This is a genomic window from Neobacillus sp. PVCKKU3 (genome assembly GCF_058323225.1).
In genome coordinates, this window is record NZ_JBLVQN010000008.1 from 1 (window position 1) to 17820 (window position 17820).

Below are 17820 nucleotides of genomic sequence, written 5' to 3' on the forward strand. Positions count from 1 at the left end.
TAATAAAAACTTCAACTCACAAGATGATGTAACTACCTTCTTACCAGAAAAACGATGAAGAACAAAATCGATGAAATCCAGGAGGAAATGTCCCTCTAAAACTAATGAAGGACAAAATTGAAGGAATCTTCGAGGGAAATGCCTTTTATAAAGCCGATGAAGGACAAAAGCAAAAAATCCAAAAGAAAATGTCTATGATAAAGGCCACACACTTAGCATTGTTCGAAAAAGTGTGTGGCAATGATGTAGGTTGTTTTCCTCCCTGTTGATTGGAGCGGAGGGCACTCGACTCCTGCGGGAAATAGAGGTCACTGGAGACCCCGCAGGCGCTTTCAGCGCCGAGGAGGCTCCAGGATCTCCCCGCGGAAAGCGAGTGCCCGGAGCGGAAATCAACAGGCCCGCTAGCATAGATAAATCTTTTAATAAAAATCGGAACTTCGAATTCAGAAAAAATAGAAACTGCGAGAAAAATACCCTTTCTCGATTATCTGAAGCCGCTCCAGCTCTCATTTTCCTCCAACGATATCCACCAATCGATTGGTGATAATTTCTGCATAGTTTTCCTTTAATTCCTTCTCTGATATCTTTAAGTATTTGGAAAGTTCTACAAGGTACTCTCGGTCATACCGCAGCCATGAGGAAAAGCTTCTTTTAACAAATCGCTCAGCTTCCATAAAGGTCGAGAACATCGGCGAGACCTTTTCACCGTTATGAAAGACATAAAACTCCCCGTCTCCAGAGGGGAATATATAAGAAATCTCCCCTTTATGATTCTGGTAGCTGCTCCCTGTTTCCGACTCCTTCAGATTAAATTCATTGCGGTCAGCATCGGGTTTAAGCGGTAAGATATCAAATACATTAATAACAAATGTTTCAAAGGCCGCTTTGGTCAAATCTGCCCCTGAAGCTTTCGGATGTCCCCCTCCTCCATACCTTTTAGCAAACTCCGCGACATTCACTTCATCATGAATGGTCCTAAAGCCCATCTTTTTTCCACCCAAATTAAGAAGGACGATCATATCCAAATGTGGATTTTGCGTGTTTAATGCATTCCCCAGCTCTGACATGTTTTGTTCCGCAGGGACAATACCAACACAATAATCTTCCACAAAGGTTTGGACCATTTGCCTGCTTTTAGAATGGATATATCGGTTAATTTTTTGTTCCTCGATATCCAAAATTATGTTTTCTGTTTCGGTAAAATCAAATGATTCCCTGTTCTCCGTTAACCTTTTTATCATTTCCTCTTCAAACTGTTCCCGGTTCATAATATGGAACAAATCATTTAAGCGTTTGGCCTTAATATTGTTATTTTCATCCCATTCCCAGGTATCGTACTGCCTGATTAAGTCTACAAATTCATCGAGCGCTTTGCTTTTATCCAGTCTTCCCTTCTCAATTAGATAGTCGTAAAACAGCGATGTGGCACAGGTTTTATTTCCAGATTCATATTCTGTTTTGACACTGCCCCATTTGTAGTTATTAAAATGCAACGCTGTCACATGATGATCAATCACCTGAATATGTTTTCCAGCCTGAAATCTTTCGGCTAATTTTTTCTCAGTTTCTTCATTTACAGCTAAATCGGTAATAAACGTTTCTTCATTATTATTTTCTTGGTTAGTTATAAAAGCTTCGACCCGCTGATTTAAATTACGATAAGAGCAATAGGATACTTTTGCCTGTTCCCCAAAAGCGAGCTTTGCCAACACCCCGCTGCCAAGGCCATCTAAATCAACATCAGTAAAAAGTTTGACCATTCCATACACCATCCCATATTTTTTCCATAACGTATATTTTGGTTTTGATTTTATCTTCTTATTCATTAGAAAAGCTGACCCGATTAGAGCCAGCTCCATTCCCTAGTATAAGCTTAAGTTTTGTAATATCCTCTTTTTAGGCCGTAATAACAAAACCAGAGTGCCTGAAAGAAAAAGAGTGCTCCCCAAAAAGGGGCGGGAATAATTATGGTCAAATTCGCCAAATTCGCTGCATCTCCCGCAAATTGCGGGCTTAGTAAACTTATATAAAATATTTCATATGCACTTTGAACCGAATCCACCAGTAAAATGGAGGCGATCAGCATCAATAAATGATCTCTAAATCCTTGGCTCCCTTTAATGAGCAGGAACAGGAACCCCGCAGCAAATGAACTTAGCCAAAAGATTCCATATGGGTTACGTACCCAGAAAAGGAGATTAATAAAAATGAATCCCAATATGATATCGATCAATAGTATCTGCTTTTTCCTTCCAAGTAATAAAAAGAAAAGGAAGGCTGAAAATGATGCAAATGTATAACCCGCCAAACTGGTAAAAAAACTGCCAATCCAAGTGGACTGATTGCTATACGTGGCACCTTCAGAATTCATAAATAACGAAATTCTTTCCACATTACCGCCCAGTAAAGCCACAAATGCGTGTCCGGACTCATGAATTAATGTATTTATCATCCGAAAATAATTCCCCATAAACGGAATATGAATTAACAGAACGCTAGTCACGAGGAAAAGAAAAAACTTCGCACTGAATTTTTCACGAACAAAGCTCAATTGACATTCTCCTCTGCTTTAAAAATTTTCAATATTTTCTATATTTTATCACTATTAATTAAAAAAGAATAACAATAACCACGCCATTTTATAGCCGCATATCTTTAGGACAATTTTTGAAAGGATTCGACAACCAACAACTTATGTGTTACCATAAAGTTGTTACATCCCAAAAAGGAGGGAATGAGATTGATAGAGTTTAAGAATATTATTAAAAAATATCGATCCAAAACAGTTATAAATTCTTTTTCATTAAAAGTTGAAGCTGGACAGCTTGTTGTTTTTATCGGTCCAAGTGGCTGCGGGAAGACAACCTTGCTAAAAATGATTAATAAGCTGATACAGCCAACTTCTGGGAAGATTGTGGTAAATGGATCTGATATTTCTACCGTGAATCCGATTGAGCTTCGCCGAAATATTGGCTATGTCATTCAAAACACGGGTTTGTTCCCACATATGACGATTAAGGAAAACTTGGAGTTGATTCCTAAACTGAAGGGTGAAGATCCTGCTGCTATTGAGAAGAAAACGAACGAGTTACTTGAAATAGTAGGGTTAGATCCTAAAGAGTATCTGCACCGTTATCCAAAGGAATTAAGCGGCGGTCAGCAGCAGCGAATTGGCGTAGCAAGAGCCTTCTCCACAAACTCCGACATTATCTTAATGGATGAACCATTCAGTGCACTCGATCCCGTCACACGATCATCACTTCAGGATGAACTGTTCCAAATGCAAAAGGAATTAAACAAAACAATCATCTTTGTCACTCATGATATGGATGAGGCTATTAAAATAGCTGACAAGATTTGTATTTTAAAAGACGGGGATATTCTACAGTATGACACGCCAGAAAACATCTTAAAAAATCCTGCTAATGATTTTGTTTCCGATTTTATCGGCAAGCGCAGGGTATGGAATAATCCTGAATTGTTAATGGCCGAGGATATCATGATTCCAAATCCGGTTAAAATTACCGCCAAACGGAACGTCCTGCAGGCAATTGAAATCATGAAGGAAAACAAAGTAGACAGTTTATTGGTAACTGACAAGAATAACCGTCTTATCGGGTTGGTGACCTTGAAAGGAATTCAATTGTTAAACCGCAACTCCGAAATTGAATGGATAATGGAGAAGAATGTCCTGTCGGTATCACAGGATGCCAATTTGATTTCCGTTCTCGCAACCATGAATGAACATAAGATTGGTTATGTGCCTGTTATTAACAGTACTGGACAGTTAACAGGTCTGATTACAAGAAGCAGTATTTTATCTGCACTAAGCAGCCAATTAATCGATATGGAGGTGGCCTTTTAATGGGTGAATTATGGAACTATGCAAGTAACAACTATAACCAACTCCTTGAACTTTTAGGACAGCATATATATTTAAGTGTCATGTCTGTTCTGATTGCTACCGTTATTGGAATTCCACTTGGAATATTGATTTCCAGAGAGCCAAAGCTTTCTAAACCAATCATAGGCACTACAAATGTCATTCAGGCGGTGCCAAGTCTGGCCTTGCTCGGATTTCTAATTCCATTTATCGGCATCGGCAGTACCCCTGCCATTGTAATGGTGGTATTGTACTCCCTGCTTCCAATTGTGAAAAATACCTATACGGGATTAACCAATATTGATCGAGACATTCTGGAAGCCGCCAAAGGCATCGGTCTGACCAAGGGTCAAACAATGAGAAAAGTGCAGCTGCCGCTGGCCTTCCCGATGATTATGGCGGGTATCAGAATTTCAGCCGTTACGGCTGTTGGGTTAATGACGATTGCAGCCTTCGTAGGAGCAGGCGGATTGGGTTATCTTGTCTTCTCCGGTGTGCAAACGGTCGATAATGCCATGATTTTGGCTGGTGCGATTCCGGCCTGTATTCTTGCATTATTAATCGACTTTATTGTCGGAAAGCTTGAGACCTCCCTATCTTATAAGACAAAACAATCGTCTGCGTCGAAAACAGGAAAAACAACCAAAAAAATCATTCTTTCTTTTGCCAGTGTCCTTCTCGTCATTGCCGGCGTCTTTACCGTTTATTCAAAGGCCCAGGCTGGCGATAAAATTGTCATTGGTTCGAAGAATTTCAGTGAGCAGCTGATTCTTGGTAATATGCTTGCCGACTTAATTGAAAATAAAACTGATTTAGAAGTTGAAAGAAAGCTGAATCTCGGCGGTTCTCAGGTTACCTTCAGTGCCCTTAACAGCGGCGATATTGATGTTTATGTAGAATACACTGGAACAGGACTTGTCAATATTTTAAAACAGCCGCCACAGAATAATCCTGAACAGGTTTATGATTATGTTCAAAAGGAATTTAACAAAAAGTATGGGATTAGATTGTTAAAGCCGCTTGGTTTTAATAACACCTACGCATTGGCCATCCGTAAGGATACCGCTGATCAATATGGACTCAAAACCATCTCCGACTTGGCCAAGGTAAGCAATGAGTTAATCATGGGACCGACCATCGAGTTCCCAAATCGAGAAGACGGACTAATCGGTCTCTCCAAAACGTATAATATGCAATTTAAAGACGTTAAAGCCGTTGACGGCGGCCTGCGTTATACAGCGCTCGACAACCACAAAAGCGACGTTATTGACGCTTTCTCAACCGATGGCTTGATTGAAGCCTTTAAGCTAAAAGTGTTAAAGGATGATAAGAACTTCTTCCCGCCTTATTATGCAGTTCCAATCATCAAGGAGGAAACTTTAAAAGAACATCCTGAACTGAAAAATGTTCTTAACAGCCTTGCCGGCAAGATTACAGAGGATAAAATGAGGGAACTAAATTATAAGGTTGATAGTCTAAAACAATCCCCAGCAAAAGTTGCGAAGGAATTTTTAGAAAAAGAGGGATTATTAGATAAATAAAACAACAGGAGGCTGACAACACGTCGCCTCCTGTTCTTATTCCTGTATAAAATGAACCACCCTGTCATAGGTTTCCTCGCTGCCAATCACGAGCAATACATCCCCTTCTAGAATGAGCGCGTACGGTCCTGGAGAAATCACGAGGCCTCCTTCTCTTTTAATCCCAATTACCGTGCCGCCAGTATTTTGCCAAAATTTCAACTCTGAAATAGTCTTGCCGATATGGCTGCAGTTTGGAAGAATTTCAATTTCAATCGGGGCAAGCGGATTTGTGTGACGAAGCTTCCCTGAATAATCCAATATTTTTCGGAGCGTATCAAACAACTGGTCATCCAGCTTATTTCGTTCCAACATAACTGTATTCATTTGTTTTTCTAATTCCTTAATGCTAGCCAGATCCGAAAAACGTGAAATATATTTAAAAGCATTTTCACGGGATGAGATGACAATTCCGCTTCCCTTTGTGGACTGGACAATTTCCACATCCTCCAAAATCTTGATGGCCCTCCTGACTGTTTCAGGAGATACCTTGTAATCACTAGCCAATGTTGATCTTCCATGAATCTTATCCCCAACTTTAAATTCCCCATCGTAAATTCGGTTGGCCAAATCGATGGCGATTCGTTCATATGTCGGTATTTGTGCCCTTTGCATAAGAAGCCTCCACAAAGTTATTCAATATACGTTACTATCTATTCCAGTATTACTATACATTTTTAATAAGCAGTTGGCGAGTGCCGGATACATACTTGGGTAAAATCGGAACATAATGGGCATAATATCAGGCAGAACTCTTGTAAAGAGGTGCAATTATGTGGCGAAAGGTTCTTGGTATTTTAAGTGTAATTTTTATTTTATTTATGGCTGTCCTATTTATTATATACATTATGAAGGGGGACTCATCCAGATGGGAAGTAGCCCTTGGCGGAATTTTGGTCAGTGCCCTTCCTCTTTTGCTATTGCGCTTTAAAAACAATCCGTTCAACATCCCCCTTATCATAGGGTATTATTTCTTTTTATTTTGCTCGTTATATTTAGGGTCCATCGCAAGTTTTTATTTGCATCACAAATGGTGGGATTCCACTCTTCATTTTTATAAAGGAGTGTATGTGGGAATTGTAGGAATTGCCTTATTTAAGAATATGATAAGAGCGAACATAAGAAATGAGGTCTCCTCCTGGATTCTTTTTCTGTTTGTCCTCTCATTATCCGTTTTAGCAAGTGCCCTATGGGAGATTTACGAGTTTTTAGGGGATATCACCTTTACGCACACGATGCAAAGAGGCGGCAATAAAGATACGATGCTAGATTTGCTGTTCGGTCTTGCAGGGGGAATCCTCGTGGCTGTTTATGCAAAGGTTAGAAAACAGACTGTTTAGGTTAGGGTGGCATATATGAATCGAAAACTTGTCCTATTTTTAAGTAGTTTGTACGTAATTTTCATGGCAATTTTAGCCGTCTATTACCATAATCAGGGGCAATCCTTTAAATCAACGGTGGCGATAGGCGGCATTGTCTGCGGGGCAATCCCTCTTCTCTTGGCGTTATTTACAAAGCTCCAATTTAATCTGCCCATAGTCATCTCCTATTTAATTTTTTTAGTGGGTTCACAATATTTGGGTTCTATCCGCGGCTGGTATGGGCTCGGCTGGTGGGACACCTTTATGCATGTGGTCAGTGGGGCAATTTTAGCTTTTGCCGCCATCGCCTTGTATGAACGGCTGATACACAGGTCCGCCGGAGGAGATATATCTCCATGGTTTGTGTTTTTATTTACGTTATCATTTGCCGTTCTCGGCGGTGTGCTATGGGAGGTTTATGAATTTAGCTGTGACCAGTTTTTGGGGATGACTCTACAAGGCGGCGGGAATAAAGATACAATGACCGACCTGATTGCCGACACCCTTGGCGGTTTAGTGATAGCGATATGGTCCGGGATAAGGACAAAGATAAAACTGAACAAAATAAGATAAAAGCAGCCCCAATCACAAAGGCTGCTTTTATCTTATACGGTCACCGCTGTAAAAAACTCCTCATAAATCGCCTTTACCGCTCTTTTTTCATCAACTGATTTAACACCGAACATCATACTAACCTCGGAGGAACCCTGATTAATCATTTCGATATTAACCTTGGCTTTTGCCAAGGCCTTGGAGGCTCTGGCCATTGTCCCTACATTTCGGCGCATTCCCTCTCCAACCACCATAATCAGAGAAAGTCCATGAACAAGCTTTACTTCATCTGCGTGTAGTTCTGTTTTAATACGCTGCAGAATTTCCTTTTCCATTTCCCCGTCAAACTGGTTTTCTCGTAAAATCACGGAAATATCATCAATTCCTGACGGCGTATGCTCATATGATAATCCGAAATCTTCTAAAATCCCAAGAAGTTTACGTCCGAAGCCCACTTCACGGTTCATTAAGTATTTGCTCACATAAATGCTGCAAAAGCCTTTATCACTGGCAATCCCGATGGCAGGACCGTTGGTGTTTTCCCGCTCAGCCACAATCCTCGTACCTGGGGCACTTGGATTATTAGTGTTCTTGACATGAACTGGAATTCCCGCACGGAAGGCCGGCACAAGCGCCTCATCATGCAATACACTAAAACCTGCATAGGAAAGCTCCCGCATTTCCCGGTATGTTAATTCCTTTATTTCCTTTGGTTTTTCAACAATATAAGGGTTAACGGAATAAACGGCATCCACATCCGTAAAGTTCTCATACAAATCAGCCTTTAAAGCATTCGCGAGAATGGAACCAGTAATATCGGAGCCGCTTCGCGAAAACGTAAAGACTTCACCTTCTTCGCTGTAGCCAAAGAATCCTGGGAAAATTAAAATGCCAGGCTGATTCCGGAGTGCAAACAAGCGTTCATATGCTTCAGGCAGTGCCTGTGCATTTCCCGGTTCTGGGCTTACAACCAGCCCAGCCTCTTTCGGATTGACATAATAGGCCTCCACTTCCCGCTTGCGGAAAAATGCTGCCACCAATTTGGCATTATTATCTTCACCAGCGGCTTTTAACCGGTCTATGTAACGATCAGGCTTATCCTTGTCACCGTTCAATCTTGCAAATAAATCATCCTCGATATCTGCAATGATTTCTCCTGGAAGCGATAGCTCCTCTGCAATATCCCGATATCTTGCTAGAACGGTGTTAATTTCTTCTACAGGATTACTGTTTGCCAGCGATTTTTCGGCACATGTTATTAATAAATCAGTTACTTTTATATCTTCCGGGTTCCGCTTACCCGGTGCTGATACAACAACCACTTTTCGTTCAGGATCTGACATGACAATTTGGAATACCTTTTCAAGTTGTTTTCCTGAAGCTAAAGAGGAGCCCCCAAACTTAACGACCTTCATTCTGACATCTCCTAATTTTTAAAAATATAAACTTAATTTTAGTACAATTTTGAAATTATTCAAGTGTTTTTTCCGTTATACGTGTACAAATGTTCATTCCAGGTGGACATTTGGAAAAAATGGGCAAAAAAACAGTGTATTTTTAAGATAAACACACTGTCTAGGCGAAAGCTTATTCTCCGCGGATTAGCTCAATAAAATGGGCAAGAATTCTGGCTGTTAATCCCCAAATGACCTTATCTTCATAAAGATAGAAATATTCCTCCATCCCTCGTGCACGCCAATTATAATTCTCACCGCCAACAATCAAATCAAACGGAAAATTTTTCTCCGGCTCCATTTTAAATTCAATATGATAAACTTCCGGCTCTTTTTCAAAAAAGAAGGACAACGGCACGGTAAAAACTTCTCCAACTTCAGATGGATTTGGATTTACCTTTTCCGGATTCTTTATGAACCCTGCATAAGGATATATAATCATGCCAAAGGGCGAAACCATGTAATCAAGCGGATAGACTTTTGATATCTCTTCTCTGTCAATCCGGAGTTCCTCATTTGTCTCACGGATGGCAGCGGCTTCAGCGTCCTCGTCATGGGAATCAATCTTTCCGCCAGGAAAACAGATTTCACCCGGCTGTCTTTTTAATTGAAGAGACCGAACCTCAAATAAGACGTGAACTTCATCACCTTTTAATACTAGCGGCACCATAACCGCATATTTTGAAAATTTCTTGCTCCCTAGTATTTCTGGAGTATGCTCCTTTAATTTTGCTAATATAGCTTCCAAATTCATTCATTTCACCTCTCACAAAACCTCTATCTAAAGCATACCATTTTTATTAAAATAATCCTCCTTAAATGAAAAAACAACCCAACCTTAATGTTGGATTGCTTCAGCCATTCTATTCTTTCCTTTCGTACCAGGAATACATATAGGCAGGGTCCTCATATTCATGAGCATTTTTTACAGCCTTCAATGGGTGAAAGGTATCAATCATAACAGCCAATTCAAGTGTCTCTTTCTTCCCAATGCTCGCCTCCGTTTTCCCCGGGTGAGGTCCATGCGGAATTCCGCTCGGGTGCAGGGTAATCGATCCTTCCTGGATACCCTTACGGCTCATAAAATTGCCCTTTACATAATAGAGAAGCTCGTCACTGTTTACATTGCTATGATAATATGGTGCCGGGATGGCCTCAGGATGATAATCGTAAAGACGCGGAACAAATGAACAAACAACAAAATTTTTTCCTTCAAATGTTTGATGAACCGGCGGCGGCTGATGAATCCTTCCTGTAATTGGTTCAAAGTTTTCTATATTAAAGGCCCACGGGTACAAATAACCGTCCCAGCCTGCCACATCAAGCGGATGATGGCCAATAATGTGCGAATGGATAGCCCCGCGTGACTTCGTTAACACCTCGAATTCCCCAGATTGATTATAGGTTTCTAACCTTTCCGGACCGCGGATGTCCCGTTCGCAAAACGGACTATGCTCCAGCAGCTGCCCGTATTCGTTCCGATAACGCCGCGGTGTCGTAATTTGACTGAATGCCTCAACAAAGAGAATCTTTGTCGGTTCAGCACCGTTAGGAAGCAATCTGTATATTGTTCCTATCGGAATGAGCAGGTAATCACCTGGTCCGTACGATAACGTCCCAAACATCGTCTCCAGCTTTCCTGTGCCGGTATGAATAAACAGCATCTCATCTCCGTCACCATTTCGATAAAAGCTGTTTATCCCTTTTGTGACAGTAGCTGTCCCGATTAACAGATCTTGATTTCCCAAAAGGTACTCTCTCGCGTTTAAAAAATCTCCACGCCTGTTAATTTTATTTGTAAAAAAATGTCGATGCTTAAGCGGTTGTTGCTCTTCATATTCCGGAAGATAACTGCCCTTTAGTTCCGCTTTTACAACTTCTGTCGGCATGTAATGATGGTAAAGAATTGATTGTGTGCCGGAAAACCCCCTGGTACCCATAACCTGCTCTCTATAAAGGCTCCCATCCTCTTTTTTAAATATCGTATGCCGCTTGCGGGGCAGCTTTCCCATTTGACGGTAGTACATTCTTCACCACGCCCTTTTAAAAACAGCTAATTTTCTATTTTTATAAATTTCCTCTTTTCTCCTGCTCACGTTCAATGGATTCAAATAGAGCCTTAAAGTTTCCTTCACCAAAGCCCCTTGCCCCTTTACGCTGGATGATTTCAATAAACAGGGTCGGACGGTCGACAATCGGCTTTGTGAAGATTTGCAGCAAATATCCCTCATCATCACGGTCTACTAAAATATTCAATTCACGCAGTTTTCCAATCTCTTCATCAATCTTTCCAATCCGCTCTGCTAATGAATCATAATAGGCTCCCGGAGTAGACAGGAATTCCACACCATTTTTCCTTAACGCCGTTACCGTTGAAACGATATCCTCAGTTAAAATGGCCAGATGCTGAACCCCCGGGCCATTATAGAATTCTAGGTATTCTTGAATTTGCGACTTGCGCTTACCCTCTGCAGGTTCATTAATCGGGAATTTGATTCTACCGCCGTTATGCATCACTTTTGACATGAGTGCCGAATATTCGGTTGTGATATCCTTATCACTAAAATGCTTCATTTCCTTAAAGCCCATCACCTTGGAATAGTACTCTACCCATTCCTCCATGCTTTCAACATTGCCAACAACATGGTCAAACCCAATTAAACCTGTTTCCTCTACCGACAGATTGTTAGAATAAGGCTTATACCCAGGCAAAAAGGCACCTTGATAATTTTTCCGTTCTATAAGCGTATGAAGGGTATCGCCGTAAGTACCGAGAACGGCTTTTTTCACGACACCATTTTCATCTTTCAATTCAAATGGAGCGGCAATTGCAATAGCTCCTCTGTTTACTGCCTCCTCAAAGGCCTTTGTAACATCGTCAACCAGCAGGGCCACATCCTTTACGCCGTCACCATGTTGTTTAACAAATAGGGCTGTCCGCGTATTTTCTGTGTAGGATCCGGTAAGAACAAGGCGGATATTTCCCTGTTTCAATACATAGGAAACGTTTTCGCGATTCCCGGTTTCAAGCCCGGAATAGGCAATTGGCCTAAACCCAAAGGCAGTGCAAAAATAATGGCATGCCTGCTTGGCATTCCCGGTATAAATTTCTATATAATCCACGTCCCTTACAGGGAAAAAGTCCTCGACCAACTGCTCTGCTCTCGATAGCCTCTCTTTCATGTTTTATACCCCCCTTAACTTTATTTATAATATAGATACATTGTAAAAAGAGTCAGCCTATTCCCTCAAGAATAGAGTGCAAAGCAATAACGCTTTGAGGCATTAAACACTAATTTTTTTAAAATAAAAAAGAAACATACCAGACAGCGGTATGTTTCTACTATTTAAGTGTTGGAAATGTATTTCAATAAAATTTTGTCCGTCTTTCCAGCAAAAAAATTTTTTACGAGAGGACGGCACGGTCGCTGGCCATTTGGACGCCGCGGATTCGTTTGAATTCCTCGAGTAATCCTTCAATAGTTAGACCTTTCTTCTGTTCCTCGTTTACTTCTAAAATTATTTGACCTTTATCCATCATAATCAAGCGGTTCCCAAGGTCTATAGCCTGCTGCATATTATGGGTAACCATTAGGGTAGTAAGCTTATATTTATCGACGATTTCCTTTGTCAAATTCGTAATTAACTCTGCACGAGATGGATCAAGGGCAGCGGTATGTTCATCCAAAAGGAGAATCGATGGCTCTGTGAACGTTGCCATTAATAATGATAAGGCTTGACGTTCCCCACCTGACAGGAGCCCGACCTTTGCACTGAGGCGATTTTCCAGTCCAAGATGAAGCGACTCTAAAACCTCTCGGAAATAATCGCGGCGTTTTTTTGTAACACCCCTGCTAAGGGTTCTTGTTTTATTCCGGGAATATGCCATTGCCAGATTCTCTTCAATTGTCATGCTTGGTGCGGTACCGGCCATCGGATCCTGGAAGACGCGGCCAATCATTTTAGCACGTTTATACTCGGACATTGTGGTCACATTTTTACCGTCGATAAAAACTTCCCCAATATCAGGTAGTATACCGCCGGAAATGATATTCATCAGCGTCGACTTACCCGCTCCGTTACTTCCGATTACTGTAACGAAATCTCCCTTTTTCATAGTTAAATTAATATGATCAATGGCAATCTTTTCATCCGGCGAACCTTCGTTGAAAATTTTATGAATCTGATTTAACTGCAGCATGATTTTCACCCTTCCGCTCTACAGATGCTTGCATTACGCCCAGTTTTTCTGCTTTTCTGCGAGCTTTCCGCTTTTTCTCTTTTGAACGCTCAATAATCTTAGGTGTTGTCAAAGCAAGAATGACAATTATGGCGGTTATCAGCTTCATATCTCCTGGATCGAGGAATTCAATTCTTAGTGCCATTGAAACGACAATCCGGTAGATAATGGAGCCTCCAATAACAGCAAGTGTGGTTCTGGCAATTGTTTTAGTACCGAACAATGCTTCACCAATGATAACAGATGCAAGCCCGATAATAATCATCCCGATACCCATTCCGACATCCGCAAAACCGCCTTGCTGGGCAATCAGTGCGCCTGAAAAAGCTACTAAAGCATTGGAGAGTCCCAAACCAAGAACAGTCAAAAGATTTGTATTGGCTGAAAAACTGCGGATCATGCGCTGATTATTTCCTGTCGCTCTGACAGCAAGCCCGATTTCCGTTTGTAAAAACCAATCAGTCAGGAATTTAATCATAAAGGTAACGACAAGCATGAAAATAAGAATGCCCCATGTTTCAGGAAGACTATCACCTAAGCCTGCTGCCGTTAACAGTCCGTTAAGGAAAGAATCAATTCCTGATTTTTCGAAAATATCGCCAATTTTCGTGAAGGCTGTATCTGTATTTAATAATGGAATGTTGGAACGCCCCATGATTCTTAAGTTAATGGAGTAGAGGGCAATCATCATTAGAATACCGGCAAGCAGATTGTTAATTTTTCCAAAGGTATGCAGGATCCCGGTCATACATCCAGCAAGAAAACCGGCAAATAAAGCCATTATTGTTGCTAAAAAGGGATTTGCTCCCCCCGCAATCATGACCGCAGCAATAGCGCCGCCTGTAACAAAACTTCCATCTACCGTTAAATCCGGGAAATCTAGAATACGAAAGGATAGATAGACGCCCAGCGCCATAATCGCATAGATGATACCTGCCTCGAATGATCCAAATATGGCTGTAAACATTGTGTTCATCCTTTCCTTTTTTGACATTTAGCCAAAAACAATTTGACCTACATTAATTCGTGTCAAGCACATAAGGAGTCAATCCTAAAGAAAGATTGACTCCTGGTAATCTATTCGTCACTCTTATTTGTTCTAGCTCCAGCGCCTAAACAAGGCGCTTCCGCTTTTCTATTTTCCTTCATAAAACTCGCCAAGCTTGCTCCATTCTTCTTTCACTTCAAGTCCTTGAGCCTCGGCAGCTTTTTTATTAATGACCAATTTTAAAGTCTTCGGCAGCTCAACCGGAATTTCGGAAGTTTTTTTCTTTCCGGATAGTATGTCAGCAGCCATTACACCAGATTGATAGCCAATGTCATAATAATTGAATCCAGTTGCAGCAACGGCACCTTTTTTCATAGAATCAAGTTCACCGACAAATAGAGGAATCTTTTTGCTGTTAGCTACGCTGATAACTGAATCAAGAGCCGTAACAACCGTATTGTCAGTCGGTACGTAAATGGCATCCACTCGGCCTACCAAGGATTCAGCTGCCTGCTTAACCTCTGAAGTATTGGCAACAGAAACCTCTACAAGCTTAGCACCCTTCTCTTCTACTAACTTCTTAACCTCTTTTACTTGGACTTCGGAATTTTGCTCACCGGAGTTATAAATGACGCCAACATTCTTGGCTTTTACTTCATCCGTAATGAAATTTATTGTTTTCTTTGTTGCTTCTGGGTGGTTATCAGTTGTTCCAGTAATATTTTTTCCAGGCTGGTCAAAAGCTTTTACTAGACCTGCACCAACTGGATCAGTTACTGATGTAAAAATAATTGGAATGTCTTTTGTTGCATTCAAGGCTGCTGTAGCACTTGGAGTAGCATTTGCAAAGATTAAATCAACCTTGTCACCTACAAAATTCTTAGCAATTGTTTGGGTGTTGTTCATATCTGCTTGAGCATTTTGTTCATCAAACTTCACTTTGATTCCTTTGTCTGCTAATGCCTTTTTAAAGCCTTCTGTTGCTGCATCCAATGAAGGGTGCGGTGCAAACTGGCTGATTCCGACTTTAAATTCCTTATCCGCTCCGCCTTTTTCCGAGCCGCTGGAAGTTTCCTTACTTCCACAGCCGGCAAGAAGCAGCATTCCGGCTAGAGCTATGGAAAGACCTTTTACTTTTTTCTTCATTAAGTAATCCCCCTAATTTATTTTTCTAAAAATTTATTATATTAAAAATTATTCTAGTATTTTTTTAGTACAAAAGCAATAGAAAATTCAAAATTTATTTTTTGCTTTAAAGCGGCAAATCGAAAGAGTTTCACTGTTTTAGTATTTTTTTAAATAAAAAAAACCTTCCAATAATGGAAGGCAAAATCTATAAAAAGTATTCGGAGGAACTAGAGTCTAATTTTCACCAATCTTTTGTACGGTCAAGCAGCTTGTCAATTTCCACCAGTTTTAATTTTCCAATATTTTTCTCAGATGTTAGATCTGAAGTAGCTTCTAGTAATTTGTCAATGTCAATCAATAAGGTTCCCATCATCTAACCTCCCGAGTATCTTAATTTACTAAAATATTCGAATACGTTATGTAAATGTTGGGGGTACTTTCCTATTTTTTTTGAAAAAAAGTTATTTAACTAGGAAAATTTTCAGTTTTACCGGAATGTATGATTTTTTTCACTATTTTGTCACAAGAAGGACATTAAAATGTAAAGGAATAACAAGTTGTTGGGGGATGACTTGTTTTTTGAAACAATATTGGGAGGGGATTTCATGTACCAATCTATTGCATGGTACGCTACACTGTTCTTTGTTTTCCTCATTGCACTTGCTTTTTCGTTCGTTTATGGGGAGTCGAGGAAACAACGTGAGTATGGGCCTATTCAAGAGAAAGGCTACAAAATCCGGAAGTTTTATTTTTTAGGGCTTGTTGCTGTGATGGGGTTCGCTACTGCCCTGTCATTAAGTAAACTGCCTTATCATGCCCAGCATGCCAAAGCAGATACAAAAAGTAAGATTGTGGATGTTGCAGGGATGCAATTTTCCTGGGAACTAAGTGATGACCACTTTGTCGTTGGAGAACCAGTTCAGTTTCGTGTCACTAGCAAGGATGTAACCCATGGATTTGGACTATATGATCCAAACATGCAGTTAATTGCCCAGACGCAGGCAATGCCTGAATATACCAATGTAGTGGAGATAACATTTACAAAACCGGGCACCTACAAAATATTATGCTTGGAATATTGCAGTACCGGACATCATGTCATGATTAAGGATATTGTCGTCAAGCCAAAAGGAGGTAACTAAATATGAGTAACAATGCACGTAAATCTATTAAAAAAGGCGTGGCTTTTTCGTTAGTGGTTACCTCAGTTGTACTGGTTATGATGATGATTTTCGGCGTAATTATGCTGTTGAACCAAGGAAATGTTATTAAAATTTCACCGGAGATGTTTTATAAGGTGATGACCATTCATGGAACAGGTATGATTGGGATTGCTTCATTGGGCGGCAGTGCCATCATGTGGTACTTTCTATCAAAATATATCCAATTAAATCATAAAGTCTTTTTTGCCAATTTGGTCTTGTCTTTAATTGGTGTTGTTTTAATTCTGACTGCCATTTTCGGATTTAATTTTTCGGATGGATGGACGTTCTTGTACCCGCTTCCATCGTTTTCAGCAAAATTCAAAGGGATGACTGGGGCATTGTTGTTCCTGTTTGGGCTTCTAATTCTTGGTGTCGGCTACCTTGTTATGTATTTCTATTTGGCAGCAAGACTGATCAAGGAATACGGCGGCTTAGGAAAATCGCTGGGCTGGGATTATATCTTTAGAGGGAAACAGGGATATGGACCGCCGGCGGCAGTTGTGGCAACAACAATGGTAATTATTTGTAATTCGGTTGGAATTCTTGCTGGTGCTACTGCACTAATGGAATCAATCATAAACATTATCAATCCAAATTTCACCTTTGATCCGATGCTTGCAAAGCATTTGACCTATGCGTTTGGGCATATTTTCGCTAACTGTACAATTTATATGGCTGTTATTGCGGTTTATGAAATCCTGCAGGAATATACAGGACGTCCATGGAAATCAAATAAAGCCTTTTTGATTGCTTGGAACTTCTCTACCTTATTCACACTTATGATTTATACTCACCATCTGTTAATGGACTTTGCCGTACCGCGATGGATGCTAATTATCGGACAAATATTTTCCTATGCAAACGGCCTTCCTGTCATGGTTGTAACAGCCTATGGCGCCTTAATGATTATTTTCCGCTCTAGTGTGAAATGGGATTTTGCCTCAAGCATGATGTTCCTAGCGATGTTCGGCTGGGTGGCAGGCGCTGTACCGGCTATTATTGATGCAACGATTGTCGTTAACCATGTCATGCACAATACGAAATGGGTTCCCGGCCATTTCCATACCTACATGGGAATGGGTGTAATCGCGATGATTTTCGGTTTCATGTATTACTTCAATAAAACAGAAGGTACTCAGAAACAAACAGCTTTTGATAAATTAGCTATTTCCACTTATTTTATTTTCTTTACCGGATTGGTTGGTTCATTCCTTTATGCCGGAAAAATCAGTGCACCAAGAAGGTGGGCCGTGCACTTACCTGAGTGGACTGGATCTGACCAGGTTGGGGCATTGTGCGGGATTTTCATTATTGCTGCAGCCTTAATATTTACCACCAGATTTATAATGGGATTGAGGAATGTTGGCAAAAAGACACCTGACAATACACTTTCAAGTCCATTAAAATCTGTTAGCTGATACGGCATTGG

General features: G+C 40.6%; 18 protein-coding genes. 7 read left to right on the top strand and 11 right to left on the bottom strand.

The window, feature by feature from the left end:
• Window positions 1–104: 104 nt before the first annotated feature.
• Window positions 105–269, top strand: a complete 165-nt coding sequence (locus tag ACNQGS_RS07185; protein ID WP_491486743.1) for a hypothetical protein — start codon at window positions 105–107, stop codon at window positions 267–269.
• Window positions 270–506: 237 nt separating this feature from the next.
• On the opposite strand, the gene ACNQGS_RS07190 is transcribed toward ACNQGS_RS07185, so the two are convergent.
• Both ACNQGS_RS07190 and ACNQGS_RS07195 read right to left on the bottom strand, forming a co-directional pair.
• The gene (locus ACNQGS_RS07190) at window positions 507–1760 is read right to left on the bottom strand and encodes a DHH family phosphoesterase (protein WP_491486852.1); all 1254 of its coding nucleotides are present in this window, start codon (window positions 1758–1760) and stop codon (window positions 507–509) included.
• A 113-nt stretch (window positions 1761–1873) separates the two neighbouring features.
• The gene (locus ACNQGS_RS07195; protein ID WP_423798780.1) at window positions 1874–2551 is read right to left on the bottom strand and encodes a M50 family metallopeptidase; all 678 of its coding nucleotides are present in this window, start codon (window positions 2549–2551) and stop codon (window positions 1874–1876) included.
• 189 nt (window positions 2552–2740) lie between these two features.
• Between ACNQGS_RS07195 and ACNQGS_RS07200 the strand changes: the two genes are divergently transcribed.
• Window positions 2741–3865 carry an ABC transporter ATP-binding protein gene (locus ACNQGS_RS07200; RefSeq protein ID WP_491486744.1) on the top strand — a complete coding sequence of 375 codons (1125 nt, stop codon included), beginning with the start codon at window positions 2741–2743 and terminating at the stop codon, window positions 3863–3865.
• Window positions 3865–5424, top strand: coding sequence for an ABC transporter permease/substrate-binding protein (locus ACNQGS_RS07205; protein ID WP_491486745.1), 1560 nt, complete (start codon window positions 3865–3867; stop codon window positions 5422–5424). The genes ACNQGS_RS07200 and ACNQGS_RS07205 overlap by 1 nt, the downstream gene beginning before the upstream one ends.
• Window positions 5425–5460: 36 nt before the next feature.
• Here ACNQGS_RS07205 and ACNQGS_RS07210 read toward each other — a convergent pair whose 3' ends face one another.
• Window positions 5461–6078: a GntR family transcriptional regulator gene (locus ACNQGS_RS07210; protein WP_491486746.1), complete on the bottom strand. Its 618-nt coding sequence runs from the start codon at window positions 6076–6078 to the stop codon at window positions 5461–5463.
• A gap of 158 nt (window positions 6079–6236) precedes the next feature.
• Between ACNQGS_RS07210 and ACNQGS_RS07215 the strand changes: the two genes are divergently transcribed.
• Both ACNQGS_RS07215 and ACNQGS_RS07220 read left to right on the top strand, forming a co-directional pair.
• Entirely contained in the window at window positions 6237–6803 is a 567-nt protein-coding gene (locus ACNQGS_RS07215) for a DUF2238 domain-containing protein (RefSeq protein ID WP_491486747.1), read from the top strand.
• Between the two features lie 15 nt (window positions 6804–6818).
• Window positions 6819–7397 (top strand): DUF2238 domain-containing protein, encoded by a 579-nt coding sequence (locus ACNQGS_RS07220; RefSeq protein WP_491486748.1) that lies wholly within the window; start codon window positions 6819–6821, stop codon window positions 7395–7397.
• A 32-nt stretch (window positions 7398–7429) separates the two neighbouring features.
• Here ACNQGS_RS07220 and ACNQGS_RS07225 read toward each other — a convergent pair whose 3' ends face one another.
• From ACNQGS_RS07225 to ACNQGS_RS07260, 8 genes are all read right to left on the bottom strand, one after another.
• Window positions 7430–8791 (bottom strand): aspartate kinase, encoded by a 1362-nt coding sequence (locus ACNQGS_RS07225; RefSeq protein ID WP_491486749.1) that lies wholly within the window; start codon window positions 8789–8791, stop codon window positions 7430–7432.
• Window positions 8792–8963: 172 nt separating this feature from the next.
• Entirely contained in the window at window positions 8964–9584 is a 621-nt protein-coding gene (locus ACNQGS_RS07230) for an NUDIX hydrolase (RefSeq protein ID WP_491486750.1), read from the bottom strand.
• Window positions 9585–9693: 109 nt separating this feature from the next.
• The gene (locus tag ACNQGS_RS07235; protein WP_491486751.1) at window positions 9694–10857 is read right to left on the bottom strand and encodes a homogentisate 1,2-dioxygenase; all 1164 of its coding nucleotides are present in this window, start codon (window positions 10855–10857) and stop codon (window positions 9694–9696) included.
• A 40-nt stretch (window positions 10858–10897) separates the two neighbouring features.
• On the bottom strand, window positions 10898–12013 hold the full coding sequence (gene hppD, locus ACNQGS_RS07240; RefSeq protein WP_491486752.1) for a 4-hydroxyphenylpyruvate dioxygenase: 1116 nt from the start codon (window positions 12011–12013) through the stop codon (window positions 10898–10900).
• Window positions 12014–12236: 223 nt separating this feature from the next.
• Window positions 12237–13031: an ABC transporter ATP-binding protein gene (locus ACNQGS_RS07245; protein ID WP_213145206.1), complete on the bottom strand. Its 795-nt coding sequence runs from the start codon at window positions 13029–13031 to the stop codon at window positions 12237–12239.
• Complete coding sequence (locus tag ACNQGS_RS07250; RefSeq protein ID WP_378583553.1) at window positions 13006–14037, bottom strand: ABC transporter permease; 1032 nt, start codon at window positions 14035–14037, stop codon at window positions 13006–13008. The genes ACNQGS_RS07245 and ACNQGS_RS07250 overlap by 26 nt, the downstream gene beginning before the upstream one ends.
• Before the next feature lie 168 nt (window positions 14038–14205).
• Window positions 14206–15204, bottom strand: a complete 999-nt coding sequence (locus ACNQGS_RS07255) for an ABC transporter substrate-binding protein (RefSeq protein WP_491486753.1) — start codon at window positions 15202–15204, stop codon at window positions 14206–14208.
• Window positions 15205–15427: 223 nt separating this feature from the next.
• On the bottom strand, window positions 15428–15556 hold the full coding sequence (locus tag ACNQGS_RS07260; protein ID WP_491486754.1) for a hypothetical protein: 129 nt from the start codon (window positions 15554–15556) through the stop codon (window positions 15428–15430).
• Window positions 15557–15791: 235 nt separating this feature from the next.
• Between ACNQGS_RS07260 and ACNQGS_RS07265 the strand changes: the two genes are divergently transcribed.
• Both ACNQGS_RS07265 and ACNQGS_RS07270 read left to right on the top strand, forming a co-directional pair.
• Complete coding sequence (locus tag ACNQGS_RS07265; RefSeq protein WP_213145203.1) at window positions 15792–16328, top strand: cupredoxin domain-containing protein; 537 nt, start codon at window positions 15792–15794, stop codon at window positions 16326–16328.
• Between the two features lie 2 nt (window positions 16329–16330).
• On the top strand, window positions 16331–17809 hold the full coding sequence (locus ACNQGS_RS07270) for a cbb3-type cytochrome c oxidase subunit I (protein ID WP_491486755.1): 1479 nt from the start codon (window positions 16331–16333) through the stop codon (window positions 17807–17809).
• The last annotated feature ends 11 nt before the right edge of the window (window positions 17810–17820 follow it).

Bases quoted from the DNA above. Each gene is read 5' to 3' on its own strand.
- ACNQGS_RS07185 (WP_491486743.1), top strand. From the start codon at position 105: ATGAAGGACAAAATTGAAGGAATCTTCGAGGGAAATGCCTTTTATAAA.
- ACNQGS_RS07190 (WP_491486852.1), bottom strand. From the start codon at position 1,760: ATGGTCAAACTTTTTACTGATGTTGATTTAGATGGCCTTGGCAGCGGG.
- ACNQGS_RS07205 (WP_491486745.1), top strand. From the start codon at position 3,865: ATGGGTGAATTATGGAACTATGCAAGTAACAACTATAACCAACTCCTT.
- ACNQGS_RS07210 (WP_491486746.1), bottom strand. From the start codon at position 6,078: ATGCAAAGGGCACAAATACCGACATATGAACGAATCGCCATCGATTTG.
- ACNQGS_RS07215 (WP_491486747.1), top strand. From the start codon at position 6,237: ATGTGGCGAAAGGTTCTTGGTATTTTAAGTGTAATTTTTATTTTATTT.
- ACNQGS_RS07220 (WP_491486748.1), top strand. From the start codon at position 6,819: ATGAATCGAAAACTTGTCCTATTTTTAAGTAGTTTGTACGTAATTTTC.
- ACNQGS_RS07225 (WP_491486749.1), bottom strand. From the start codon at position 8,791: ATGAAGGTCGTTAAGTTTGGGGGCTCCTCTTTAGCTTCAGGAAAACAA.
- ACNQGS_RS07230 (WP_491486750.1), bottom strand. From the start codon at position 9,584: ATGAATTTGGAAGCTATATTAGCAAAATTAAAGGAGCATACTCCAGAA.
- ACNQGS_RS07235 (WP_491486751.1), bottom strand. From the start codon at position 10,857: ATGTACTACCGTCAAATGGGAAAGCTGCCCCGCAAGCGGCATACGATA.
- hppD (WP_491486752.1), bottom strand. From the start codon at position 12,013: ATGAAAGAGAGGCTATCGAGAGCAGAGCAGTTGGTCGAGGACTTTTTC.
- ACNQGS_RS07245 (WP_213145206.1), bottom strand. From the start codon at position 13,031: ATGCTGCAGTTAAATCAGATTCATAAAATTTTCAACGAAGGTTCGCCG.
- ACNQGS_RS07250 (WP_378583553.1), bottom strand. From the start codon at position 14,037: ATGTTTACAGCCATATTTGGATCATTCGAGGCAGGTATCATCTATGCG.
- ACNQGS_RS07255 (WP_491486753.1), bottom strand. From the start codon at position 15,204: ATGAAGAAAAAAGTAAAAGGTCTTTCCATAGCTCTAGCCGGAATGCTG.
- ACNQGS_RS07260 (WP_491486754.1), bottom strand. From the start codon at position 15,556: ATGGGAACCTTATTGATTGACATTGACAAATTACTAGAAGCTACTTCA.
- ACNQGS_RS07265 (WP_213145203.1), top strand. From the start codon at position 15,792: ATGTACCAATCTATTGCATGGTACGCTACACTGTTCTTTGTTTTCCTC.
- ACNQGS_RS07270 (WP_491486755.1), top strand. From the start codon at position 16,331: ATGAGTAACAATGCACGTAAATCTATTAAAAAAGGCGTGGCTTTTTCG.